This is a genomic window from Streptomyces sp. NPDC002935 (genome assembly GCF_040611295.1).
Taxonomy (GTDB): domain Bacteria; phylum Actinomycetota; class Actinomycetes; order Streptomycetales; family Streptomycetaceae; genus Streptomyces.
Genome location: NZ_JBEXNW010000007.1, coordinates 197,010 through 220,905 on the forward strand (window position 1 = coordinate 197,010; position 23,896 = coordinate 220,905).

20 protein-coding genes and 1 tRNA gene are annotated in these 23,896 nt (G+C 70.9%); 14 read left to right on the forward strand and 7 right to left on the reverse strand.

Annotated features, from left to right (window positions below; all coding sequences use genetic code 11):
• Positions 1 to 215: 215 nt before the first annotated feature.
• On the forward strand, positions 216 to 1,079 hold the full coding sequence (locus tag ABZX90_RS12070; RefSeq protein WP_355203951.1) for an intradiol ring-cleavage dioxygenase: 864 nt from the start codon (positions 216 to 218) through the stop codon (positions 1,077 to 1,079).
• Positions 1,080 to 1,092: 13 nt separating this feature from the next.
• Here the strand turns inward: ABZX90_RS12070 and ABZX90_RS12075 are convergent, their stop codons facing one another.
• A complete protein-coding gene (locus tag ABZX90_RS12075) occupies positions 1,093 to 2,304 on the reverse strand; it encodes an RNA-guided endonuclease TnpB family protein (RefSeq protein ID WP_355203954.1) in 1,212 nt (403 codons plus the stop codon).
• A gap of 155 nt (positions 2,305 to 2,459) precedes the next feature.
• Here ABZX90_RS12075 and ABZX90_RS12080 point away from each other — a divergent pair, with 155 nt between their 5' ends.
• From ABZX90_RS12080 to ABZX90_RS12090, 3 genes are all read left to right on the forward strand, one after another.
• On the forward strand, positions 2,460 to 3,554 hold the full coding sequence (locus tag ABZX90_RS12080; RefSeq protein WP_355203957.1) for a maleylacetate reductase: 1,095 nt from the start codon (positions 2,460 to 2,462) through the stop codon (positions 3,552 to 3,554).
• Positions 3,555 to 3,921: 367 nt separating this feature from the next.
• Positions 3,922 to 5,370, forward strand: coding sequence for a hypothetical protein (locus ABZX90_RS12085; protein WP_355204171.1), 1,449 nt, complete (start codon positions 3,922 to 3,924; stop codon positions 5,368 to 5,370).
• Positions 5,371 to 5,654: 284 nt separating this feature from the next.
• Positions 5,655 to 6,422: an NPP1 family protein gene (locus ABZX90_RS12090; RefSeq protein ID WP_351119885.1), complete on the forward strand. Its 768-nt coding sequence runs from the start codon at positions 5,655 to 5,657 to the stop codon at positions 6,420 to 6,422.
• A gap of 66 nt (positions 6,423 to 6,488) precedes the next feature.
• Here the strand turns inward: ABZX90_RS12090 and ABZX90_RS12095 are convergent, their stop codons facing one another.
• Positions 6,489 to 7,376, reverse strand: a complete 888-nt coding sequence (locus ABZX90_RS12095) for an SDR family NAD(P)-dependent oxidoreductase (protein WP_355203961.1) — start codon at positions 7,374 to 7,376, stop codon at positions 6,489 to 6,491.
• A 71-nt stretch (positions 7,377 to 7,447) separates the two neighbouring features.
• On the opposite strand from ABZX90_RS12095, the gene ABZX90_RS12100 reads away from it, so the two are divergent.
• Positions 7,448 to 8,371 carry a LysR family transcriptional regulator gene (locus ABZX90_RS12100; protein WP_355203964.1) on the forward strand — a complete coding sequence of 308 codons (924 nt, stop codon included), beginning with the start codon at positions 7,448 to 7,450 and terminating at the stop codon, positions 8,369 to 8,371.
• Between the two features lie 193 nt (positions 8,372 to 8,564).
• Positions 8,565 to 8,638 (forward strand) — tRNA-Pro (locus ABZX90_RS12105).
• A 127-nt stretch (positions 8,639 to 8,765) separates the two neighbouring features.
• Here the strand turns inward: ABZX90_RS12105 and ABZX90_RS12110 are convergent.
• Positions 8,766 to 10,433, reverse strand: a complete 1,668-nt coding sequence (locus tag ABZX90_RS12110; protein WP_351119891.1) for an FAD-dependent monooxygenase — start codon at positions 10,431 to 10,433, stop codon at positions 8,766 to 8,768.
• A 235-nt stretch (positions 10,434 to 10,668) separates the two neighbouring features.
• Here ABZX90_RS12110 and ABZX90_RS12115 point away from each other — a divergent pair, with 235 nt between their 5' ends.
• The 7 genes from ABZX90_RS12115 (at position 10,669) to ABZX90_RS12145 (ending at position 15,983) form a co-directional block, all read left to right on the forward strand.
• On the forward strand, positions 10,669 to 11,793 hold the full coding sequence (locus ABZX90_RS12115) for a SchA/CurD-like domain-containing protein (RefSeq protein WP_355203967.1): 1,125 nt from the start codon (positions 10,669 to 10,671) through the stop codon (positions 11,791 to 11,793).
• 68 nt (positions 11,794 to 11,861) lie between these two features.
• Entirely contained in the window at positions 11,862 to 12,341 is a 480-nt protein-coding gene (locus ABZX90_RS12120; protein WP_355203970.1) for a cupin domain-containing protein, read from the forward strand.
• Complete coding sequence (locus tag ABZX90_RS12125) at positions 12,338 to 13,606, forward strand: beta-ketoacyl-[acyl-carrier-protein] synthase family protein (protein WP_351119896.1); 1,269 nt, start codon at positions 12,338 to 12,340, stop codon at positions 13,604 to 13,606. Before ABZX90_RS12120 ends, ABZX90_RS12125 begins: the two co-directional genes overlap by 4 nt.
• Positions 13,603 to 14,865, forward strand: coding sequence for a ketosynthase chain-length factor (locus tag ABZX90_RS12130; protein WP_355203973.1), 1,263 nt, complete (start codon positions 13,603 to 13,605; stop codon positions 14,863 to 14,865). Before ABZX90_RS12125 ends, ABZX90_RS12130 begins: the two co-directional genes overlap by 4 nt.
• A gap of 13 nt (positions 14,866 to 14,878) precedes the next feature.
• Entirely contained in the window at positions 14,879 to 15,139 is a 261-nt protein-coding gene (locus ABZX90_RS12135; protein WP_351119900.1) for a phosphopantetheine-binding protein, read from the forward strand.
• Between the two features lies 1 nt (position 15,140).
• Positions 15,141 to 15,620, forward strand: coding sequence for an SRPBCC family protein (locus ABZX90_RS12140; protein ID WP_351119902.1), 480 nt, complete (start codon positions 15,141 to 15,143; stop codon positions 15,618 to 15,620).
• Positions 15,621 to 15,650: 30 nt separating this feature from the next.
• Entirely contained in the window at positions 15,651 to 15,983 is a 333-nt protein-coding gene (locus tag ABZX90_RS12145; protein WP_351119904.1) for a TcmI family type II polyketide cyclase, read from the forward strand.
• 99 nt (positions 15,984 to 16,082) lie between these two features.
• On the opposite strand, the gene ABZX90_RS12150 is transcribed toward ABZX90_RS12145, so the two are convergent.
• From ABZX90_RS12150 to ABZX90_RS12160, 3 genes are all read right to left on the reverse strand, one after another.
• Positions 16,083 to 17,111, reverse strand: coding sequence for a methyltransferase (locus tag ABZX90_RS12150; protein WP_351119906.1), 1,029 nt, complete (start codon positions 17,109 to 17,111; stop codon positions 16,083 to 16,085).
• A 227-nt stretch (positions 17,112 to 17,338) separates the two neighbouring features.
• Positions 17,339 to 18,397, reverse strand: a complete 1,059-nt coding sequence (locus tag ABZX90_RS12155) for a right-handed parallel beta-helix repeat-containing protein (protein WP_355203978.1) — start codon at positions 18,395 to 18,397, stop codon at positions 17,339 to 17,341.
• 167 nt (positions 18,398 to 18,564) lie between these two features.
• A complete protein-coding gene (locus ABZX90_RS12160) occupies positions 18,565 to 20,784 on the reverse strand; it encodes an NADP-dependent isocitrate dehydrogenase (RefSeq protein WP_351119910.1) in 2,220 nt (739 codons plus the stop codon).
• 292 nt (positions 20,785 to 21,076) lie between these two features.
• Here ABZX90_RS12160 and ABZX90_RS12165 point away from each other — a divergent pair, with 292 nt between their 5' ends.
• Positions 21,077 to 22,627: a M1 family metallopeptidase gene (locus ABZX90_RS12165; protein WP_355203982.1), complete on the forward strand. Its 1,551-nt coding sequence runs from the start codon at positions 21,077 to 21,079 to the stop codon at positions 22,625 to 22,627.
• Positions 22,628 to 22,686: 59 nt separating this feature from the next.
• Here ABZX90_RS12165 and ABZX90_RS12170 read toward each other — a convergent pair whose 3' ends face one another.
• Positions 22,687 to 23,784, reverse strand: a complete 1,098-nt coding sequence (locus ABZX90_RS12170) for a mechanosensitive ion channel family protein (protein WP_351119914.1) — start codon at positions 23,782 to 23,784, stop codon at positions 22,687 to 22,689.
• Between the last annotated feature and the right edge of the window lie 112 nt (positions 23,785 to 23,896).

Genomic DNA, 23,896 nt, shown 5'->3' on the forward strand with positions numbered 1-23,896 from the left:
CTCGACGTCAGCCGGGCGGTTTTCGGCCCAGCCGGCCGTCGACGGAATCCGGCCCCGGTGACGCGCGTCGCGCGCGTGAAGGTGCCGCCGACGTCCAGGTCCCCTCCGTGCCGCCGGACGCGGCGGACGGGTTCTTCGGCTTCGGACGGTGGGCCCCGGCACCTCGTAGCCTGGTACACGCCCGGCAGGGCGACCGGCGGGACCACGGGAGCGGCATGGTCGAGGAACACACCACGGAGATCACCGACGCTGTCGTCGACAGCTTCGCGGGCACGGCCGACCCGAGGCTGCGTGAGCTGCTCGGCTCGCTCACCCGCCACCTCCACGCCTTCGCCCGCGAGACCCGGCCGACGACGGAGGAGTGGGAGCGCGCCATCGGCTTCCTGACCGCGACCGGGCAGAAGTGCGACGACACCCGGCAGGAGTTCATCCTCCTGTCGGACGTGCTCGGCGTCTCCATGCTCGTGGAGGCCCTCAACGGCCACCGTGACCCGGGCGCGACGGAGTCGACGGTCCTCGGCCCGTTCCACATGACGGCGTCGCCCGAGCGGGAACTCGGCGCGAACATCGACCTGGTGGGCACCGGCGAGCCGTGTGTGGTGAGCGGCCGGGTGCTGTCCCGGGACGGCACCCCCCTGCCCGGCGCGGTCCTCGACGTGTGGCAGGCCGACGGCGAGGGCTTCTACGACGTCCAGCGGCCGGACGTCCAGCCGCCCGGCAACGGACGCGGGCTCTTCACGGCGGACACCGAGGGCCGCTTCCGGTTCCGCACCTGCGTCCCGAGCCCGTACCCGATCCCCACCGACGGCCCGGTCGGCGCCCTGCTCGGGGCCACCGGCCGCCACCCCTACCGCCCCGCCCACATCCACTTCATCGCCTCGGCCGCGGGGCACGCCCCCGTCACCACGCACCTCTTCGTGGCGGGCGGCCCCTACCTCGACTCCGACGCCGTCTTCGCCGTCAAGCAGAGCCTCGTCCAGGACTTCGCCGAGACCGACGACCCCTCCCTGGCACGGGAGTTCGGCGTCGCGAACCCCTTCCGGCACGCCCACTTCGAACTCGTACTGGAGCCGGCTTGACTTCCTCCCTCGCCTAAAGGCGGGGGATTCCAGCGGTCGCCCGCTGGGGTTCCTGCTTCACCGACGACCGCCCCGTCCGGGAGGACTCCCGTTGAGGTCTTACACCGCCTCCACAGGCAGACACGGCCAGCCCGGCCGCGAGAATGTTCTGCGCCGCGTTTCCGTCGCGGTCGTGCACCGCTCCGCACTCGCACGTCCACTCGCGGACGTTCAGCGGCAGTGTCGCCCGGACGATGCCGCAGTTCCCGCACAGCTTGCTGGACGGGAACCAGCGGTCGATCACGACGAGCTCACGCCCGTACCAGGCGCACTTGTACTCCAGCATCATCCGCAGCTCACGCCAGGCCGCGTCCGAGACAGCTCGGGCGAGCCTGCGGTTCTTGACCATGTTGCGGACGGTCAGGTCCTCGATCACGACCGTTTGGTTCTCACGGACGAGACGAGTGGTCAGCTTGTGCAGGAAGTCGCGGCGCCGGTCGGCGATCCGCGCGTGGACCTTGGCAACCTTGCGACGCGCCTTGGCCCGGTTCGCCCCATCACCAGGGGCCTTGCGGGACAACTCCCGCTGGGCCTTCGCGAGACGGACGCGGTCACGGCGTTCATGACGGGGGTTGGTGATCTTCTCCCCGGTGGACAGGGTCACCAGCGAATTGATCCCCGCGTCGATCCCGACAGCGGCCATGGTGGCCAGCGGTGGGGTGATCGTGTCGTCGCAGAGCAGCGACACGAACCAGCGTCCGGCCGCGTCCTGGGACACGGTCACCGTGGACGGCTGCGCGCCCTCGGGGAGCGGCCGGGACCACACGATGTCCAGGGGCTCGCGCATCTTGGCGAGCGTGAGCCTGCCCTCGCGGTAGCGGAACGCCGAGCCGGTGTACTCGGCGGAGCGGCGGGACTTCTTGCGCGACTTGAACCGGGGGTACTTCGCCCGTCCCTCGAAGAAGCTGGTGAACGCTGCCTGCAGGTGCCGCAGGCACTGCTGCAACGGCACCGAGGACACCTCGGACAGGTAGGCGAGCTCCCCGGTCTTCTTCCACGCGGTGAGCATCGCCGAGGTCGCGTTGTAGTTGACCCTCTCCCGGCGCTGGTACCACGCGGCGGTACGGGCCTCGAGAGCAAGGTTGTAGACCTTCCGCACGCATCCGAACGTGCGCGACAGCTCCGCCGCCTGCGCATCGTCCGGGTAGAAGCGGTACTTGAACGCCCGCTTCATGTGAGTGGCCACTACTCACAAGTTATCACAACAGATTGTGACCGTCTGCTGACTTGGGGTGGTGATCGGCGATCCGCCCCGGCGGCGAATCGTCTTTCCCTGCCCTGCTCCGCAGGAGTCCCTTTCCTCCCCGGCCCGAAGGCCGGGGTATCCACGGAGGAAGCCCGATGACCACCCCACGGAGCACCCCGCTCGACTTCGCCTACGAGACCCGGCCCGCCCGGGTCGTCTTCCGGTCCGGTGCCTCGGTGACCGCGACACCGGGGGAGGCCGCGCGGCTCGGGCTGCACCGGGTGCTCGTGGTGTGCGGCAGCCGGGGCGAGGAGGTCGCACGGTCGGTGGCGGACGCGCTCGGCGACACTTGCGTGGGGCTGCACTCCGGCGCCCGGATGCACGTACCCGTGGAGGTCGCCGACCGGGCGGTCGAGGTGGCGCGCGCGGCGGGCGCCGACGGCTGCGTCGCCGTGGGCGGCGGCTCCGCGATCGGTCTCGGGAAGGCGATCGCGCTGCGCGCCGGACTGCCGTTGATCGCCGTGCCCTCCACCTACTCCGGCTCCGAGATGACGTCCGTGTGGGGCCTGACCGAGCACGGGGTCAAACGCACCGGGCGCGACTCCTCCGTACAGCCCCGCTGCGTCGTCTACGACCCCGAGCTCACCCTCGGTCTCCCGGTCCCGCTCTCGGTGACCAGTGGCATCAACGCGCTGGCACACGCCGTCGAAGCGCTGTACGCACCCGATGTGTCCCCGATCGTCACCCTGATGGCCGAGGAGGGCGTGCGGGCGATGGCCGGTGCCCTGCCCGAAGTGGCCGCGGCTCCCGGCGATCCGGAGGCGCGCGGCCGGGCTCTCTACGGCGCGTGGCTCTGCGGTGCCTGCCTCGGCGCGACCACCATGGGCCTGCACCACAAGCTGTGCCATGTCCTCGGTGGCAGCTTCGGCCTGCCGCACGCCGAGACCCACACGGTGGTCCTCCCGTACGCCCTCGCCTACAACGCGCCGGCCGCGCCCCGGGCGATCGCCGTTCTGGCCAGGGTCCTGGGTACCGACGACGTCCCCGGTGCCCTGCGGGAGCTCGCGGGAGGCCTCGGCGCTCCCCGCACCCTCGCGGAACTCGGCCTGAAGGAAACCGACTTGGCAGCCGCGGCGACACAGGCCGCCGCGGAGTCCTACCCCAACCCCCGAGAGGTCACCGCGCACGGCGTCCTGGGGCTGCTGACGGCGGCCTACGAGGGGTGGGAACCGCGGAGCGAGGTCTTCTAGGGGCGGCGGGCGGCTCCGCCGACTCACCGACTCACCGGCCCGCCGACTCAGGCCCGCCGGCTCACCGGCCCGCCGACTCACCAACTCACCGAAACGGCGGGGCCGCCGGGTCCGTCGATCCGCCTCTTCGGTCCCTCCCGCCCGCACTTTCTGACACTACGTCACACTCCTTGCAGGGCTGGTTAGTTGAGGAGTTGACGACTTGTCGGGCATCGGTCTGTGGTCGACGGGGCGGGCGTGGCGCACATCACGCCGGCGGGCGCCGAAAGGTGGAGCGGGGCTTCACGGGTTCATGACACCCTCACTTCTGGTTACCCGTCGGTAATCCCGAGTCACCCCCCACCCCCCTCAAGGACTGAACTTGCGTATCCGCAAGCGGCCCTCGCGGGCCGTCGTGCCCGCGCTCGCCGCATCCGCCCTCTTCCTCGCCGCCGGCTGCTCCGTGAGTCCCGCGGAGTCGTCCTCCCGGGCCGACCATGCCCGTCCCGCCGCCTCTTCCTCCGCCCGAACGGACGCCGGGCAACCGCTCGCCGTCGCCGCGGCCCCCGAGGCGGCGGCCACCTCGACCGCCGTCGCCCGTCCGGGCACGTCGGGCGGCCGGGCCCACCGGGCCGCGCTCAAGGTGACCTCGTACGACAGCAAGACCCGACGAGCCGTCATATCTCCTGTTCACCAGGGTGGTTCGGGCGACAAGGCGACCGGTTCGCCATCCTCGTCCTCGTCCCCGTCCGCCGGGAGCACGGCGAAGCCGCACGGCACCGCCGTGGGAGACGTCATCGCCAGCGCCCCCGCGCCCGGCGCCCCCGACGGCCTCCTCGCCAAGGTGACCCGGGTGATCGGCGAGAGCGGCGCCGGCACCGAGGTGCAGACGGCACCGGCGACCCTGGACGCGCTGCTCGGCGACGGCGACGCCAAGGGGTCCGTCCCCGTCGACGCGGCGTCCTTCGCGATCGAGAAACTGCTGCCGGACGTGCAGGTCTCCTGGGCGAAGAACGGAGACGCCCACGTCGGCCCCGAGGGTGCGAAGGTTCCGCTCGGCAGCCTGCGGATCGACGTCGGAGCGAAGGTGGCCACGGCGCCGGGCGCACCGGCGTCGGCATCGGCGTCCGTTTCCGGGTTCGTGCAGGTCGCGCCGGACGTCGACTTCTCCTACGGCGGTGACGCGGCCGGCTCCGGGCCCGGCGCCGCCTATCTCGGTGTCTCCGGCGACTGGGACGCGCAGTGGACGGTGAAGGGGCGCGCCGCCGCCTCCGCGCAGCCCGTGCGGGTGCCGTTCGCGAAACTGCACGCCGACCCCGTCCTCCAGGTCGGCCCGATTCCCGTCGTGGTGAACCTCGATCTGACCTGCTACTTCCAGATCGCCGCCGACGGAAAGGTCACGGTCGACGTCGAACAGCATCTCCAGGGCGACTTCAAGGCCGGCGGCACCTTCGGTCTTGCTCAGGGGTGGACGCCGGTCGACGAGTCGCACATGACGAGCAGTCCGGTGCACACCTCCGTCAGCGCGGCGGGACGGGTGAAGGCGGCCCTCGGCGCGGAGGCCACCGTCGGCCTCTACGGCGCCGTCGGGGTCAGCGCCGACCTGGCCCCGTATCTGCGAGGCGAGGCCGCGGGTTCGGCCGACGTCACGACCACGACCGGGTCCACGGCGAAGGCGGACGGCGCCGCGACGGGCGCCTGGGCCCTCTACGGCGGTGTCGACCTGACCGGCACCCTGCGGATGCAGCTGTCCATCTTCGGCACGCCCGTGTTCCAACGGGCCATTCCCTTGGGCGCGTTGCACCGGGAGTGGAAGCTCGCCGACGGCCAGGTCTAGTTCCGGGTACCTTCCGTGCCCGGCATCCCGTGCCCGGCATCTCCCGTGCCCGGTACCTCCCGTGCCGGGCGGCAACCGGGCCGCCGGGCACGGGAGTTGGGCGATGGGGAGAGTCGGGCGGCCTCCAACAGGCTGCCTCACCCTCCCCATTGGTTGATCCTTCATCGCTCTGACACCCGCGACCTCTGGTGTTTTTCGCGCCCGCCCGGAAAGCTGATCTGGGCATGCCAAGACGACCGCCTGGTCTGCCCCGCCCCCACGCCGCGGTCGATCTGGAGGACGCAGTGACAAGAAGCTCGCGGATCCGCAAGGTCTCGCTCATCCTCGGCAGCGCCGTCGCGCTGGTCGTCGCCTTCCCGGGCAGCGCCCTCGCCGACCCGCCCAAGGCCTTGCCCGCGAACGCGGACGGACTGGAGCAGACGTTCCAGCCGGCCTTCGACTACGACACCGACGGCTGCTACCCGACGCCCGCCATCGGCCCCGACGGCACCGTCAACCCCGGCCTCAAGCCCTCCGGGGCCCTGAACGGCCAGTGCCGCGACTCCTGGGACCTCGACAACACCAACGGGTACTCGCGCGAGAAGTGCAACAACGGCTGGTGCGCCATCATCTACGGCCTCTACATGGAGAAGGACCAGGCCGTCGTCGGCAGCGGCCTCGGCGGGCACCGCAACGACTGGGAGCACGTCGTGGTGTGGGTCCAGGACAACGAGGCCAAGTACGTGTCCACCTCGGCCCACGGCAACTTCAACATCTACAGCCGCGACCAGATCCGCTGGGACGGAACACACCCCAAGGTCGTCTACCACAAGGACGGCATCGGCACGCACTGCTTCCGGCCCGCGAACACCAACGACGAGCCGCCGGAGAACCACCACCACACCTGGCAGTTCCCGACCCTGGTCGGCTGGAACGGCTACCCCGCCGGGCTGCGCGACAAGTTGAGCGCGTACGACTTCGGCAGCGCCGTGTTCGGCCTCAAGGACGGCAACTTCAACTCCCACCTGACGAAGGCCAAGCCGGCCGGCATCACGTTCGACCCCAACGCCTGACCGACGGTCCGGTGGTGGGTGGAGCGCGCCCGGCGCCACCCACCACCGGCTGGTGCCGGCAGGGCCCTACGCGTTGAGAAGCTTCTCCTGGTGACGCGGCGGCCTGCCCGCCCGCCACGGCATCACCTCACCGAACCGCACCAGTTCGCCGTACCGCGCCGGATCGACCTTGTCGCGCAGCAGCAGATCGAGCACCGCGACCGCGGCCCGCGCGGGGGTCTGCGCCTGGCTGAAGTCGGCGAACCACGGGCGCGACAGCGGTGTGTCCACGAGCCCTGGGCAGACGGCCGCGACCAGGGTGCCGTCGGCCAGGTCGGCGTCCCGGCGCTCGGCCGCGACCGCCCGCACGGCGGCGACCTGGGCCACCTTGGACGGCACGTTGATCCACCGGGGCCAGCCGAGTTCCCGCTCGGTGCCCGCGTGCACGGCGGCCCGCCAGGACTCGACCGCCGAATCCACCTCGTCGAGCGAGGCGCCGTCGAAGAGCGGATGCAGCCGGGCGTCGAGATGACCCAGCGTGCCCAGCGAACTGGCCACGACGATCAGCCGCCCACCGGGGCGCAGCACCGGGCCGAACGAGCGCAGCACCGCGTGCGCGCCCCCGTTGGCGACATCGATGAAGGCGTCGGCCTGCTCGGCCTGCGACCGCTCCGGCCTCAGCATGGCGCTCGCGTTGGACACCACGATGTCCACCCCGCCGTGGCGCGCGCCGAGTTCGGCCGCCAGGTCCCGTACGGCCCGCGCGTCGGTGACGTCGAGGACGCGGCCCTCGACCCGGCTCACGGTCGCCGCGGACGCGTTGACGCGCGTGACGGCGTCGGCGACCCGGCGGGCGTCGCGCCCGGTGAGCAGGACCAGGTCGTCGCGGTCCATCCGGGCGGCGAGCCCTTCGACGAGCGCGAAGCCGAGCCCCTGGTTGGCTCCGGTGACAAGAGCGATGCGTGGGTTGGTCATGTCCACCACGCTAGGAACCCCTCGGGCATGCGTCCAACGAAACCTGCTCAGGTCTGGTATGCGTAATCGTCATGGACTTCACCGACGTCTCGCTGGTCGCCCTGCGCGTCTTCCGTGAGGTGGCCGAACGGGGCACGCTCACCGCGGCGGCCGGTGCGCTCGGCTACACCCAGTCCGCCGTGTCCCGGCAGATCGCCTCGCTCGAACGGGCCGCACGGGCACCGCTGTTGGAGCGGCGCAGGGACGGTGTGCGGCTGACCGCGGCCGGACACGTCGTACTGCGCCGGGCCGTGACCGTGCTCGACCAGATCGACGCGACGGCGCGGGAACTCGCCGGGCTGCCCGCCGAGGCCGGGACCGTCCGCCTCGGCTGGTTCGCCAGTGCGGGCGCGGTCCTGCTGCCCCGTGCTGTCGCCGCCCTGCGCCGCAGCCACCCGGCGATCACCGTCAGCACCCGGGAGGGCAGCACCCCCGCGCTGGTCCGCGCGCTGCGGGCCGGCACCCTGGACCTGGCCCTGCTCGCCTCGGCGCCACCGTTCCGGCCCCTGGACAGCGAGTCGCCCCCGCTGACAGTGCGGACGCTCGCTGAACGCAGTCTGCGGCTCGCGGTGCCGGCGACGCACCCGCTCGCCGCCGCCGACTCCGTCGACGTCGCCGATCTGCGCGGACAGCGCTGGATCGCCGGTTCGTCCGTCGGCGACGAGCGACTGATGGGCGTCTGGCCGGGACTGGACGAGCGTCCTGTGATCGCCCACACCGCCCGTGACTGGCTGGCCAAACTGCACCTGGTGGCCGCCGGCTGCGGTCTGACCACCGTTCCCGCCTCGCTGGCCCCCGCCGCGCCGGCGGGCGTACGGATCCTGTCCGTGCGCGGCGGCCCCGAGGAGCGGCGCCGCCTCGTCCTCGCCCGCCTTCCGCACCCCCTGCCGGAACCGGCGGCCCGGCTGGCCGACGCACTCCGGGCGGCCGCGGCCGACCTGGACCAACCGGCCTGACGGCGACACCTCCCGCCCCGTACGGCGGACCCTTCAGCCCCTTACGGCGACCCGTCCCGCCTCGTACGGCGCCCCCGCCCGCGTACGGCGACCCCGGCTGCGCTGGGACGATGACAATGCGTGCGCGGTCATCCACCGAGGTGCGGTAGGGTTTGGATGCGTGATCACGCGGGGCACCGCGAGTGAGACGCATCGGGACGTGGCGCAGCTTGGTAGCGCACTTGACTGGGGGTCAAGGGGTCGCAGGTTCAAATCCTGTCGTCCCGACTGATGAAGTCGTGGCCGGAGGCCGTATCGGACATCCGATACGGCCGCCGGCTGTTTCCGTTCCCGTGGGGACCCGCGGTCGCCGCCCGGCCCGGGCGATGATCTCGGCCCGCCCGGAAACGGCAGGTCAGGCCTGGTCCAGGAGCGCGATCAGGGCCTCCCGCAGCGCCGTCCGGGGCTCCTTGGACGGCCCCTCGGACCGCCAGGCGACGAATCCGTCGGGACGGACCAGCACCGCACCGTCCGCGCCGACGCCGTGGATCGCCGCCCAGTCCGTGTCGCCCGCGGGGACCAGATCCGCCTCGGGCCCGTCACCGATCCGGTAGGAGTCGAGCGGGACGGACAGTTGTCGGGCCGTGTCCGTCGCCGCGGCGTGCCACCCGCCGGAGCCGTCCGCCGAGCTCAGCAGGACCATGGACCGCTCGTACAGATCGAGGGTGGAGATCCGGGTGCCGGCGCGGGTCAGCCACAGGTGCGGTGCCCGGCTTCCGGGCTCGCCCGTCAGCCGTACGCCCTCGGGCACGACCGGAGCGGCCGGATCGGCGCCCAGCACCGCGCCCCGCGGGTAGCGGTAGGCGAGCGCCACGTTGAGGATCCCGCCCCGCTTGCCGCCGGGGCCGCCCTGCCCACCGGCCTCGGGAGCCGGGGTGTACCCGGGGTGGCTGTGCTCGACCGAACGCGACGAGGCGCGTGCGCTCGTCGCCTCCGCCACCGGCCGGCGCTCGGCGTCGTAGGACTTCAGCAGTCCCGGGCCGGCCCAGCCGGCCAGCACGGCGGACAGCTTCCAGGCGAGGTTGTGCGCGTCCTGGATACCGGTGTTGGAGCCGAACGCCCCGGTGGGTGACATCTCGTGGGCCGAATCGCCGGCCAGGAACACCCGTCCCTGCCCGTACCGTTCGGCGACCCGCTCGGCCGCGTGCCACGCGGCCCTGCCGGTGATCTGCACATCGAGATCCGGCACGCCGATCGCCCGCCGGATGTGTTCGGCGCACCGCTCGTCGGTGAACTCCTCGATGGTTTCGCCGTGTTCGGGGTGCCAGGGAGCGTGGAAGACCCAGTGCTCCTTGTTGTCCACCGGCAGCAGCGCCCCGTCGGCCTCCGGGTTGGTCAGGTAGCAGACGATGAACCGCCGGTCGCCGACGACCTCGGCGAGACCGCGGGAGGTGAACGTGACGCTGACGTTGTGGAACAGGTCGCCCGGGCCGGTCTGCCCGATGCGGAGCGCCTCGCGGACGGGGCTGCGCGGACCGTCCGCCGCGACGAGGTAGTCCGCGCGGATCGTGGTGTGCTCGCCGGTCTCCCGGCTCTTGACCTTCGCCGTCACTCCTTCGGAGTCCTGCTCGAACGACATCAGCTCCGTGGAGAACCGCAGATCTCCGCCCAGCTCCCGGGCGCTCTCCAGCAGGACCGGTTCGAGGTCGTTCTGGCTGCACAGGCACCAGGCGCCCGGGCTGAAACGGGCGAGCCCGCCGCCGGGGTCGATCTCCTTGAACAGCCACTCGCCGGCATCGCCCACCAGGGTCGGCGCCTGCAGGATGCCGTGGTTGTCCGCGAGGACCGAGGCGGCCTCCTCGATGCGCCGCTGGACCCCGGCGACCCGGAAGACCTCCATGGTGCGCACGTTGTTGCCGCGCCCGCGCGGGTGGATCGAGGTGCCCGCGTGGCGCTCGACCAGCATGTGCGGCACGCCGAGGCGCCCCAGGAACAGCGAGGTGGAGAGGCCCACCAGAGAGCCGCCGACGATGAGGACGGGCGTATGGAGACCGTTCTCGCCGGCCTCTTCGAATCGGTTCATCGATTGCCTCCAGCGTCGCCTGCGACGCGAGTGAGAGAAGGGGATGCAGGTTCCATGCCCCTTGTGGACCGGTTCGCGCGGCAGGGGCACCCGGATGGCGCACGGTTCACTCGTCCGACCCGTGGGGCTCGCGCACTGCGGACCTCGCGTCAACGATCAGCTCATGGCGGCCCCGGCCTTTCGGATACCGCGGTCGTTCCTGACTTTCCGTGACAAAAAGGAGAGGTGTGCCGGAATGACTCCTTCGGGACGTATCTCGCAGTCGGCGTTCGACGGCTCCAGGCTTCGGGTGATCCTGCTGCTCGACCTGTACGAAGGCGCTCAGCAGCAGTTCCTCGACGCGTACGAACTCATGCGCAACCAGGTCGCCTCGGTCCCCGGTCACATCAGTGACCAGCTGTGCCAGTCGATCGAGAACCCCTCGCAGTGGCTCATCACCAGCGAGTGGGAGAGTGCCCCGCCGTTCCTCGCCTGGGTGAACAGCGAGGAGCACGTCGAAACCGTCAGGCCGATGCACAGCTGCGTCCGGGACACCCGGTCGATGCGCTACAGCATCCTCCGCGAGACGAGCCCCGCCGAACCGCTCACCCCGGAGTCGGCCAGGGCGCCCAAGCAGGTCGAGGCCCGTGTCGGCAACGGTGTGGCACGCCACGCCCTGACCTTCACGGTCAAGCCCGGGTCCGAATCGAAGGTCGCGGAGATCCTGGCCGGGTACCAGTCGCCGCAGGCCCAGGTCGACGACACCACCCGGCTGCGCCGCACCTCGCTCTTCATGCACGGCAACCGCGTCGTGCGGGCCGTCGAGGTGGAGGGCGACCTCCTCGCGGCACTGCGCCACGTCGCGCGCCAGCCGGAGGTACGCGCGGTCGAGGAGGCCATCAACCCCTACCTGGAGCAGGACCGGGATCTGAGCGACCCCGACTCGGCGCGGGTGTTCTTCACCCGGGCGGCGCTCCCGGCCGTGCACCACGTGGTCTCCGGCCGCAAGGAGCCCGCGAAGCTGCGGCGGCACGCGCTGTACTACCCGGCCCTGCCGGGCTGCGGAATGGAACTGGCCCGGCTGCTCGCCCACCAGGACCAGGCCGCGGCGGACGACGAGAACAGCCCGGTGTACGGCAGCACCGTCTTCCAGCGCGACGACATCGTGGTGCGGCTCATCGACATCGTGGGCGACCTCGACGCCGACCCCGTCGCCTCCCTCGGCCTCAAGGGCACCAAGAAGGCCGCGGAGCTGGAGCGGCTCCTCGACGGTGCCGCGATCGGCGTCGAAGGCTCGCTGGGGACGGAACGCAACATCAACCGCCTCCTGTCGCACGCCGACATGCTGCCCGTCACCGACCGAAGCTCGGCGGGCTCCTGACGGACCGCCGCAGCCCACGTACGCGGACGACCCACCCGACGTCCCCGCCACACCCGGAGGTATCAACCATGATCAAGCACCATCCACGCATCGTGGACCTGAGCGAGACGGAACCCAACCGCAGACGCGGAGGCGACATCCGGGCGCTGCTCACGCCCGCCACGGCGGGATCGACCAGCGGCTTCATGGGCCTGGCCATCATCCAGCCCGGCGAGCGCATCGGCGAGCACTACCACCCGTACTCCGAGGAGTTCGTGTACGTGGTCGCCGGCGCCCTCGAAGTGGACCTGGACGGTGAGGCGTTCGCGCTCCGGCCCGACCAGGGCCTGCTGATCCCGATCGACATGCGGCACCGCTTCCGCAACGTCGGCGACGTGGAGGCCCGCATGGTCTTCCACCTGGGCCCGCTCGCCCCGCGTCCGAGCCTCGGACACGTCGACACGGAGGAGACCTCCGCCGCCCCCGGCCACGAGGTCGTCATCGGCGGGCCCGACCTGTCCGCGCCCGACCACGGACAGCCGTCCGAGCGAAGTGGGGCCATACAGTGACCCGGCGGGTGGCCGTCACCGGTATCGGTGTGGTCGCTCCGGGCGGGACCGGAACGAAGGCGTTCTGGGAACTCCTCGCAGCCGGCCGCACCGCGACCCGCGGCATCACGCTGTTCGACCCGGCGGGACTGCGCTCCCGCATAGCCGCCGAATGCGACTTCGACCCCCTCGACCACGGACTCGACCCGGCGCTGATCCGGGACGCCGACCGGTACATCCAGTTCGCGGTGGTCGCCGCCGGGGAAGCCGTCCGTGACTCGGGACTCGACGCCGGCGAGGAAGACCCCTGGCGCGTCGCCGTCTCCCTGGGCAGCGCCGTCGGCGGCACCACCCGCCTGGAGCACGACTACGTCAAGGTCAGCGAAGGGGGCAGCCGGTGGGACGTGGACCACCGCGCGGCCGATCCGCGACTGCACCTGGCGTTCGCGCCCAGCACGCTCGCCTCCGTCGTGGCCGAGCAGTTCGGGGCCCAGGGACCGGTGCAGACCGTCTCCACCGGCTGCACCTCCGGACTCGACGCCGTCGGATACGCCTTCCACACCATCGAGGAGGGCCGGGCCGACGTCTGCATAGCCGGGGCGTCCGACTCGCCGATATCCCCGATCACCATGGCCTGCTTCGACGCCATCAAGGCCACGTCGCCCAACAACGACGACCCGGAGCACGCCTCCCGGCCCTTCGACGCCAACCGCAACGGCTTCGTCATGGGCGAGGGCGCGGCCGTACTGGTGCTGGAGGAGTACGAGCACGCCCGAGCCCGCGGCGCGCACATCTACTGCGAGATCGGCGGCTACGCCACCTACGGCAACGCCTATCACATGACCGGTCTGACCAGCGAAGGCCTGGAGATGTCCCGGGCGATCGACGGCACGCTCGACCAGGCCCGCCTCGACCCCACGCTGATCGACTACGTCAACGCGCACGGCTCGGGCACCCGGCAGAACGACCGGCACGAGACCGCCGCGGTCAAGCTGTCCCTGGGTGAGCACGCCTACAACACGCCCATGAGCTCCATCAAATCCATGGTGGGCCACTCGCTGGGCGCGATCGGCGCGATCGAGGTCGTCGCCTGCGTTCTCGCCCTGAAGCACCAAGTGGTGCCCCCCACGGCGAACTACGAGACCCCCGACCCCGAGTGCGACCTGGACTACGTGCCGCGCACCGCACGCCCGCGGAAGCTCAGGAATGTGCTCTCCGTCGGCAGCGGGTTCGGCGGATTCCAGTCCGCGGTACTCCTGACCGGGCCGGCTGGGAGGACACGATGAGTACTCAGCGCCCCCGGCGCGCGGCCGTCACCGGCATCGGTGTGATCGCGCCCAACGGATTGCGTGCCGACGCGTACTGGAAGTCCGTCAGGGAGGGCCTCGGCGTTCTGGACCGGATCACCCGCGAGGGCTGCGAGCACCTGCCGCTGCGCGTCGCGGGCGAGGTCCGGGCCTTCGACGCCGCGGACCTCATCGAGGAACGGTTCCTCGTCCAGACCGACCGCTTCAGCCATTTCGCGATGGCGGCGACCGTCCTCGCCCTCGACGACGCGGGCCTCGGAGCGGTCGACCCCGAGGAGGCGTACGACATCGGCGTGGTCACCGCCGCCGGATCCGGCGGCGGCGAGTTCGGCCAGCGGGAACTGCAGAAACTGTGGGGACAGGGCTCCCGGTTCGTGGGCCCGTACCAGTCCATCGCCTGGTTCTACGCCGCCAGCACCGGCCAGATCTCCATCCGCGGCGGCTTCAAGGGGCCCTGCGGAGTCGTCGCGAGCGACGAGGCCGGGGGACTGGACGCCATCGCGCACGCCGCCCGCGGCGTACGGCGCGGCACCGGCGCGATGGTCGTCGGCGCCGCGGAGGCCCCCCTGGCCCCGTACTCGATGGTCTGCCAGCTCGCCTACCCCGAGCTCAGTACCGTCGAGGACCCCGACCGCGCCTACCGCCCCTTCACCAAGGGAGCCTGCGGCTTCGTGCCGGCGGAGGGCGGCGCCATGCTCGTCGTGGAGGACGAGTTGCGTGCGCGCGAGCGCGGAGCGAGCGTCCGGGCCGTCGTGGCCGGACACGGGGCCACGTTCACCGGCGCCTCGCAGTGGGAGCGGTCCCGGGAGGGACTCGCGCACGCGATCCGGGGCGCCCTCGCCGAGGCGGACTGCGCCCCGGAGGAGATCGACGTCGTCTTCGCCGACGCCCTCGGCGTCCCGGCGGCGGACCGCGCCGAGGCCCTGGCCATCGCCGACGCCCTGGGGGCGCACGGAACCCGTGTACCCGTCACGGCACCCAAGACGGGCATCGGACGGGCCTACTGCGGGGCACCCCTGCTGGACACCGCGGCCGCCGTGCTCGCGATGGAGCACGGCCAAGTACCCCCCACCCCCAATGTGTTCGACATCTGCCACGACCTCGACCTGGTGACGTCGAACGCCCGCCCCGCCGAACTGCACACGGCCCTGATCCTCAGCAGGGGACTCATGGGTTCCAACGCGGCGCTGGTCGTGCGCCGCGGCGGCGACTCCGCCCGCCAGTCCGGGCGGAAGTGAGGAGAACACACGCATGATCACCACCGAAGTGACCTTCGACGAACTGGCCGCTCTCATGAAGAAGGCGGCAGGGATCACCGTCGATCCCAAGGAACTCAGGAAGGCTGCCGACGCGCCGTTCGGCACCCTCGGACTCGACTCGCTCGGTCTGCTCGGCATCGTCGGCGAGCTGGAGAACCGGTACAGCCGGCCTCTGCCGCCCGACGCGGAGCGCTGCAAGAGCCCCCGCGAGTTCCTCGATCTCGTCAACGACACCCTCAAGGCTGGAGCCTGACGTGGCCGGACACACCGAGAACAGCATCACCATCGACGCCCCTCTCGACCTCGTCTGGGACATGACGAACGACATCGAGAACTGGCCACAGCTCTTCAGCGAGTACGCGTCCCTCGAAGTCCTCTCCCGGGACGGCGACACGACGACCTTCCGCCTCACCATGCACCCGGACGAGAACGGGAAGGTGTGGAGCTGGGTCTCGCAGCGCACCGTGGACCGGGCGAGGCGGACCGTCCGGGCCCGCCGCGTCGAGACGGGTCCGTTCGCGCACATGAACATCCGCTGGGAGTACAAGGAGACCCCGGCCGGCACCCACATGCACTGGGTGCAGGACTTCGCGATGAAGCCCGAGGCCCCGGTCGACGACGCCTGGATGACGGACAACATCAACCGCAACTCCGTCACGCAGATGGCCCTGATCAGGGACCGGATCGAGCAGGCCGCCCGTGACCGCCGCAGCCCGGCCGCCATGCCCCGTTGACCGCCGGCACCGGCACAGGAAGGACACTTGATGCACCACGCCCTGATCGTCGCCCGCATGGCGCCCGACTCGGCGCCGGCGATCTCCGACGTGTTCGCCGCTTCCGACCGGGGTGAACTCCCGCACCTCATCGGGGTCAACCGGCGCAGCCTCTTCCAGTTCGGTGATGTGTATCTGCACCTCATCGAATCCGACCGGGACCCGGCGCCGGCCATCGCGAAGGTGGTCGGGCACCCCGAGTTCCGGAGCGTCAGCGAGGAACTGTCGGCGTACGTCAGCGCCTACGACCCGCAGACGTGGCGGAGCCCCAAGGACGCCATGGCCCACTGCTTCTACCGCTGGGAGCGGGACGCCGCCGGCTGAGCGAGCGCCCGGACACAACCCGAGGCCGCCGGCTCCGCATGAAGCGGAACCGGCGGCCTCGGGTTTTCCCCTGCGTCCAGGAGGATCGTCCCGGGAGGATCAGCCCGGGACGGTGCACTCGAAGGCGTGCAGATAGGCGTTCACCGGGCGGATCTCGCCGATGACCAGGCCCGCGTCCGTGAGCCGGTCGACCATGCTCTGCCGGGTGTGCTTGGCACCGCCGACGTTGAGGAGCAGCAGCAGGTCCATGGCCGTCGTGAACCTCATCGACGGGGTGTCGTCCACGAGGTTCTCGATGACGACCACCCGGGCACCGGGCCGTGCGGCCTCACGGATGTTCGCGAGCGCCCGGCGGGTGCTCTCGTCGTCCCACTCCAGGATGTTCTTGATGATGTAGACGTCGGCCTGGACGGGGATGTCCTCACGGCAGTCCCCGGCCACGATCCGCACCCGGTCGGCCAGCGCCCCGCCGTCGCGCAGGCGCGGATCGGCGTTCTCCACCACGCCCGGCAGGTCGAGCAGGGTGCCGTGCATGCCGGGGTGCTTCTCCAGCAGGCTGGCCACGACGTGTCCCTGACCGCCTCCGATGTCGGCGACCGCCTTCACACCCCGCAGGTCGAGCAGGTTCGCGACGTCCTGCGCCGACTGCGAACTGGACGTCGTCATGGCCCGGTTGAAGACGTGCGCGGACTCGGGGGCGTCTTCGTTGAGGTACTTGAAGAACTCCTTGTCGTACACGTCCTCGAAGACGTTGCGGCCGGAGCGGACCGCCTCGTCGAGCTGCGGCCAGACGTTCCACGTCCAGGGCTCGGTGCACCACAGGGCGATGTACCGCAGGCTGTGCGGGTCGTCCTCGCGCAGGAGCCTGGACATCTCCGTGTGCGCGAACGTGCCGTCGGGGCGCTCCACGAAGACGCCCTGGCAGGACAGGGCGCGCAGCAGCCGGCGCAGGGTCCCCGGCTGGGTCTTCACCGCCGCCGCCAGGTCCTCCGCGCTCATGGGCGTGTCGTCCAGGGCGTCCGCCACACCGAGGCGGGCGGCGGCGCGTACGGCGGCGGCGCAGGCCGCTCCGAACACGAGCTCCCTCAGCCGCATCGGCGGCGGGGGAGCCTGATCAACAGTCGTCATTCAATGCCTCGTTTCTGATGTCGTGCCGTACGGGGGGACCGGACCGGTCCGTACCGGGGGGACCGGACCGGTCCGTACCGGGGGGACCGGACCGGTCCGTACCGGGGGGACCGGACCGGTCCGAATGGGGGACGGACCGGTCCGAATGAGGAGCGGACCGGGCTGTACGGAGGGAGGACCGGGGCCGTACGGGGGTGCGGACCCGGTTCTGTGGTCGGGCCGGGACGTCAGCACATTCCGGCGGGCTCGGAGACCTTGCAGGTGTTGCCCCGGAACCTGTTGTCCTTGCCGGTGTCGCGGTTGGCGATGTCGGACGGGCCGTTGCGCAGGACCACGTTGTCGCGCACCACGTTGCGCTCGCTGAGCGCGCCCACGAAGCTCTTGAACAGCACGATGCCGCCCGACAGCGGGGACGTGCCCACGTTGTCCTCGACCCTGTTGTGCGTCACGCGGGTGTCCTCCGCGCCGGTGAGGACGATCCCCGAGCCCTGGAGGGCGGGCAGCCGGGCGGTCTTGGGGCAGGACTTGTTGTTGGCGTGGATGTAGTTCCGGCGTACGGACAGGTCCCCGACACGCGGCTTGTTCTCGTCACCCACGACGAACACCGCGGTGCAGTTGCCGGTGGCCTCGTTGCGGGCGACGGTCAGATTCCGCAGCCGCCGCACCGTGATGCCGATCCGGTTGCCGCTCAGGTAGTTGTGAGCGAGCACCGTCCCCTTGGTGTCGCGGGCTCCCTCCTCGGTGCCGATCGTGTTGGAGACGAACAGTCCGGCGTCGCCGTTGTCCTTCGCGGTGTTGTGGACGAACACCGAGCGGACGGACCTCTCCGAGGCGAGACCCCACTGGCCGTTCTTCTCGGAGGTGACCCTGCGGACCGTCAGCCGGTCGGTCCCCGACGCCCACAGGCCCTGCTTGGAGAAGCCCCTGAGGGTCAGTGAGGCCACGGTGACGTTCCGGACGGGACTGCTGTCCGTCCCTGTCACACAAATGCCGTTGCCCGCCTTGGCACACGCGTCACCGGTGGCCGTACCCGGCACGATGACGGTGGAACGGGCGCTCGCGCCCCGCAGGGTCAGGTCCGACACCGTGATGCGGACGCTCTCGTGATAAGTGCCGGGGGAGACGACGACGGTGTCCCCCCGCTTCGCCGAGTCAACGGCCTTCTGGATGGATTCACCGGGGCGTACCAGGTGCACGGACGGGTGGTTCGCCGGCAGGGCGGCGCCCACGCCCGAGGCCACGACCACCGCGGTGCACGCGAGGTAGGCCATCTGTTGTTTGGTCATAGGCCGAAGCTATGAACGGGAGTTCCGGCCCGCCACCGGTGATCCCCCAGGTGGGCCGCTGCTGTCACCGTGACGCGCCGGGAGGGCCGCACAACGCGGCCGCCCCGGCCGGAGGATCCGGCCGGGGCGGCATGCGCGCGGTGGCGTCCGCGCGGGTGGTGTGTGGGTCAGGCGAGGATCGCCAGCGCCTCGTTCCAGGTGGCCGACGGGCGCATGACCGAGGCGGCCTTGGCCGGGTCGGGCTGGTAGTAGCCGCCGATGTCGGCCGGGTTGCCCTGAACCGCGATCAGCTCGTCGACGATCGTCTGCTCCTGCGCGCTCAGCACCTCGGAGAGCTGGGCGAACGCCTTGGCGAGGTCCGCGTCGTCGGTCTGCCGCGCCAGCTCGTTGGCCCAGTACAGGGACAGGAAGAAGTGGCTGCCGCGGTTGTCGATGCCACCGACGCGACGGGTCGGCGACTTGTCCTCGTTGAGGAAGGTCGCCGTCGCGCGGTCGAGGGTGTCGGCGAGCACCTGGGCACGCGCGTTGCCCGTGGTGGTCGCGAGGTGCTCGAAGCTGGAGGCCAGCGCGAGGAACTCACCGAGGCTGTCCCAGCGCAGGTAGTTCTCCTTGACGAGCTGCTGCACGTGCTTGGGGGCGGAGCCGCCGGCGCCCGTCTCGAAGAGGCCGCCGCCCGCCATCAGCGGGACGATCGACAGCATCTTGGCGCTGGTGCCCAGCTCCAGGATCGGGAACAGGTCGGTCAGGTAGTCGCGCAGCACGTTGCCGGTGACCGAGATGGTGTTCTCGCCGCGGCGGATGCGCTCCACGGACAGCTTGGTCGCCTCGACCGGGGACAGGACGCGGATGTCCAGGCCCTCGGTGTCGTGCTCCGGGAGGTACCGCTTGACCTTCTCGATGAGCACGGCGTCGTGTGCGCGCTCCTCGTCCAGCCAGAACACGGTCGGCTCGCCGGTGGCGCGGGCGCGGGTGACGGCCAGCTTCACCCAGTCCCGGATCGGCGCGTCCTTGGTCTGGCAGGCGCGGAAGATGTCGCCGGCGGAGACGGACTGCTCCAGGACGACGTTGCCGGCCTGGTCGACCAGGCGGACCGTGCCGGTGGTCGCGATCTCGAAGGTCTTGTCGTGGCTGCCGTACTCCTCGGCCTTCTGTGCCATCAGACCGACGTTCGGGACGGTGCCCATCGTCGACGGGTCGAAGGCGCCGTTGGCGCGGCAGTCGTCGATGACGACCTGGTACACGCCGGAGTAGCTGCTGTCCGGCAGGACCGCGAGGGTGTCGGCCTCCTGGCCGTCCGGGCCCCACATGTGGCCGGAGGTGCGGATCATGGCCGGCATCGAGGCGTCGACGATGACGTCGGACGGCACGTGCAGGTTGGTGATGCCCTTGTCGGAGTCGACCATCGCGAGGGCCGGGCCCTCGGCGAGCTCGGCGTCGAAGGACGCCTTGATCTCGGCACCCTCGGGCAGGGCCTCCAGGCCCTTGTAGATGCCGCCGAGGCCGTCGTTCGGGGTCAGACCGGCGGCGGCGAGCGTCGCGCCGTGCGCCGCGAACGTCTTCGGGAAGAAGGCGCGCACCACGTGACCGAAGACGATCGGGTCGGAGACCTTCATCATCGTGGCCTTGAGGTGCACCGAGAACAGCACGTCCTCGGCCTTGGCGCGGGCGATCTGCTCGGTGAGGAACTCGCGCAGCGGCGCGACGTGCAGGACGGACGCGTCCACGACCTCGTCCGCGAGGACGGGTACGGACTCGCGCAGCACGGTGGTGGAGCCGTCGTCGCCGACCAGCTCGATCCGCAGCGAGCCGGCCTCGGAGATCACCGCGGACTTCTCGGTGGAGCGGAAGTCGTCGACGCCCATGGTGGCGACGTTCGTCTTCGAGTCGGACGACCACTTGCCCATGCGGTGCGGGTGGGTCTTGGCGTAGTTCTTGACCGACGCGGGGGCGCGGCGGTCGGAGTTGCCCTCGCGCAGCACCGGGTTCACGGCGCTGCCCTTGACCTTGTCGTAACGGGCGCGGATGTCGCGCTCCTCGTCCGACTTCGGGTCGTCCGGGTAGTCCGGCAGCGCGTAGCCCTGCGCCTGCAGCTCGGCGACAACGGCCTTCAGCTGGGGGATCGAGGCCGAGACGTTCGGCAGCTTGATGATGTTCGCGCCGGGCGTCTTGGCCAGCTCTCCGAGCTCGGACAGGGCGTCCGCGATGCGCTGGTCCTCCTGGAGGAACTCCGGGAAGAGGGCGATGACGCGCCCGGCCAGCGAGATGTCACGGGTCTCCACAGTGACACCCGCCTGCGAGGCGTACGCCTGGACCACCGGCAGGAACGAATACGTCGCCAGGGCCGGGGCCTCGTCAGTGTGCGTGTAAATGATGGTCGAGTCAGTCACCGGGTGCTCCGCTCCACGTCTGCAACATTGCTCGACATCAAGATATCTCGTGAGCGACCCCGGCTCGACAGGGGTCGGCCCCGGGTCGGGCCGCGGGTGGGGGAAAAGCGCTGTCCGCGTCGGCCCGGGCCCCGCGGAAGTGAATGCACGGGCCGGAGTGAAAACGGGAAAAGCTGAGCCGGAGGCAACCGGACGCCCCGCTCACGCGTACAGGTGGGTGATCACCCATGTGATCACCCACCTGATCCGGCGACGGGCCTCCAGGCTCCCGCCGCTCCGACGAAAGCGACTCATGAGATATCGCACCAGAGTGACGGCCCCCGCGGCCGCGCTGATCGGCACGGCCGCCGCGCTCGCCGTCGCACCCACGGCCTCCGCGCGGCCCCAGGCCTTAAGGCCTCAGGGCACCCCGGGTGCGGAGACCCTCGGCGACTCCGTCTTCCCGGCCCTCGGCAACGACGGCTACCGCGTCGAGGCGTACCACCTCGACTTCTCGTACGACGCCACGACCCGTCTGGTCGACGCCAAGGCGACCTTGATGATCAAGGCGACCCAGGATCTCTCCCGCTTCTCGCTCGACGCGCTCGGCCTGGACGTGCGCTCGGTGCGGGTCGGCGGTACCCCCGCCACCTTCGAGCAGGTGGACGAGAAGCTGCGCATCACCCCGGCCCGGACCCTTCCGGAGCACTGCGCCGTCGCGGTCTGTGTCGAGTACGGCGCCGACCCGGCCAAGGCACTCGCGCACACCGCCTGGGTCCCCACCGCCGACGGATTCGCGGTGTGCCCCCAGCCGAACTCGGCGCACACCGTCTTCCCGTGCAACGACCACCCGTTGGACAAGGCGGACTTCAGCTTCCGCATCACCGTGCCGAGCAGTCTGCGCGGTGTCGCGAGCGGCACGCTGCTCCGCACGGAGAGCCTCGACGGCGACCGGACCGCGTACCTCTACCGTTCGGCCTCGCCGATAGCGACCGAGCTGGTGCAGATCACGGTCGGCGACTACACGGTCAAGGAGCGGCAGGGGCCGCACGGGCTGGGGCTGCGGGACGTCGTCCCGACGGCGCGCGCCGCCGCGCTGGAGCCGGCGCTCGCGCTCACCCCCGGCCTGATCGACTGGCTGGAGCAGCGGCTCGGCGCCTATCCCTTCGAGACGTACGGGCTGCTGCCCTGCAACTCCGACGCCGCGAACGCCTTCGACTTCACGGGTCTGGAGACCCAGACGCTCACGCTCTACAAGCCGAACTTCCTGCTCCAGGAGGAGAAGAAGATCGGCTCGCACATGATGCACGAGCTGGTCCACTCCTGGTTCGGCAACAGTGTCAGCCCCGCCAACTGGGCGGACCTGTGGCTGAACGAGGGCCACGCGGACTTCTACGGGCTGCTCTACCGCTACGAGCGCGGCTGGGCCGACTCGCTCGGCCTCACCACCATGGAAGCCCGGATGAAGGACACGTACGCCAAGGGCGACCAGTGGCGGCAGACCTCCGGGCCCGTCGCCGCGCCGAACGAGGTCAACCTCTTCGACAACCAGCGCTACGTGGGCGGTGTCCTGGTCCTCTACGCGCTGCGCGAGGCCGTCGGCGAGGACGTGTTCAACCGCATCGAGCGCACCTTCCTGGAGCGGTACCGCAACTCCGCGGCGACCACCGCGGACTACATCGCGGTCGCCTCGGAGATCTCGGGACAGGACCAGTCCGGCTTCCTGAACGACTGGCTGTACGGGACGAGGACACCGCGCATGCCGAACCACCCCGACTGGACGGTCACCCCGGTGGTGTCGAGCCTGGTCGCACCCCGCCACCGCGAGCCCGGCCACTACCCGGACTCGTCCGCCACGCTCTGATCGACCCGCCGACCGGCGGGGGCCGGGCGGAAGTGTTCCGCCCGGCCCCCGGCCCGCTCTCAGGGCTGTTTCGTGGCCTCGCGCTGATGTGGGATGGACGACTCCAGGGACGGCTCCAGGAGCCCCACACCGCCGGGCTGCAGCGCGACCGTCCGGGCGGGCGACGGAATCCGGATGCCCTCGTCCCGGTAGCGCCTGTGCAGGCGCTTGATGAACTCGTGCTTGATCCGGTACTGGTCGCTGAACTCGCCCACGCCGAGGATCACGGTGAGACCGATGCGCGAGTCGCCGAACGTGTGGAAACGGACGGCGGGTTCGTGGTCCGGGACGGCGCCGGCGATCCCCGTCATCACCTCGGCGACGACCTCGTTGGTGACCCGCTCGACGTGGTCCAGGTCGCTGTCGTAGCCGACGCCGACCTGCACGAGGAGCGTCATCTGCTGCTCGGGCCGGGTGAAGTTGGTCATGTTGGTGCCCGAGAGCTGGGCGTTGGGGATGATGACCAGGTTGTTGGAGAGCTGACGGACCGTGGTGTTGCGCCAGTTGATGTCGACGACGTACCCCTCCTCACCGCTGCTCAGACGGATGTAGTCGCCCGGCTGGATCGTCTTCGACGCGAGGATGTGCACGCCCGCGAAGAGGTTGGCGAGGGTGTCCTGGAGGGCGAGGGCGACGGCCAGACCGCCTACACCCAAGGCCGTGAGCAGGGGCGCTATCGAGATGCCCAGCGTCTGCAGGACGATCAGGAAGCCGATCGCCATCACCACGACCCGGGTGATGTTGACGAAGATGGTGGCCGATCCGGCGACGCCCGATCGGGACTGGGTCACCGACTGCACCAGGCCGGTGATCAGCCGGGCCGCGGTGATGGTCGTGACCAGGATGAGCAGGACGGTCAGGGACCGGTTGACGGTGCGTCCGATCGGCGCGGTCAGCGGAAGCACCGCGGCCGCCGACGCGAGGCCCGCCGCGATGGCCGCCCACGGCACCAGGGTGCGCAGCGCGTCCACGACGATGTCGTCGCCGCTCCAGCGGGTGCGCTCGGCGTGCTTACGCAGCCAGCGCAGCAGCATCCGCAGCAGGAACGCTGCCAGCAGCCCGGCTATCACGGCTATTCCGGCGACCATCAGGTCGTCCACGGTGACGGAGCGCTTCATCGATGACCTCCTCCGAAGCCGGGACCGGGGTGAGGGCCCGCGGGCCGAATGTGCTGTGTCGTCACTTGCCACCTGCTCGAATCCGGGAACGCACGATCACACCCGGACGTGT

Excerpts from the sequence above, each read along its gene's own strand:
- ABZX90_RS12070 (WP_355203951.1), top strand. The coding sequence starts at position 216 with ATGGTCGAGGAACACACCACGGAGATCACCGACGCTGTCGTCGACAGC.
- ABZX90_RS12145 (WP_351119904.1), top strand. The coding sequence starts at position 15,651 with ATGCACCACGCCCTGATCGTCGCCCGCATGGCGCCCGACTCGGCGCCG.
- ABZX90_RS12115 (WP_355203967.1), top strand. The coding sequence starts at position 10,669 with ATGACTCCTTCGGGACGTATCTCGCAGTCGGCGTTCGACGGCTCCAGG.
- ABZX90_RS12165 (WP_355203982.1), top strand. The coding sequence starts at position 21,077 with ATGAGATATCGCACCAGAGTGACGGCCCCCGCGGCCGCGCTGATCGGC.
- ABZX90_RS12130 (WP_355203973.1), top strand. The coding sequence starts at position 13,603 with ATGAGTACTCAGCGCCCCCGGCGCGCGGCCGTCACCGGCATCGGTGTG.
- ABZX90_RS12155 (WP_355203978.1), bottom strand. The coding sequence starts at position 18,397 with ATGACCAAACAACAGATGGCCTACCTCGCGTGCACCGCGGTGGTCGTG.
- ABZX90_RS12100 (WP_355203964.1), top strand. The coding sequence starts at position 7,448 with ATGGACTTCACCGACGTCTCGCTGGTCGCCCTGCGCGTCTTCCGTGAG.
- ABZX90_RS12150 (WP_351119906.1), bottom strand. The coding sequence starts at position 17,111 with ATGACGACTGTTGATCAGGCTCCCCCGCCGCCGATGCGGCTGAGGGAG.
- ABZX90_RS12095 (WP_355203961.1), bottom strand. The coding sequence starts at position 7,376 with ATGACCAACCCACGCATCGCTCTTGTCACCGGAGCCAACCAGGGGCTC.
- ABZX90_RS12135 (WP_351119900.1), top strand. The coding sequence starts at position 14,879 with ATGATCACCACCGAAGTGACCTTCGACGAACTGGCCGCTCTCATGAAG.
- ABZX90_RS12120 (WP_355203970.1), top strand. The coding sequence starts at position 11,862 with ATGATCAAGCACCATCCACGCATCGTGGACCTGAGCGAGACGGAACCC.
- ABZX90_RS12170 (WP_351119914.1), bottom strand. The coding sequence starts at position 23,784 with ATGAAGCGCTCCGTCACCGTGGACGACCTGATGGTCGCCGGAATAGCC.
- ABZX90_RS12110 (WP_351119891.1), bottom strand. The coding sequence starts at position 10,433 with ATGAACCGATTCGAAGAGGCCGGCGAGAACGGTCTCCATACGCCCGTC.
- ABZX90_RS12080 (WP_355203957.1), top strand. The coding sequence starts at position 2,460 with ATGACCACCCCACGGAGCACCCCGCTCGACTTCGCCTACGAGACCCGG.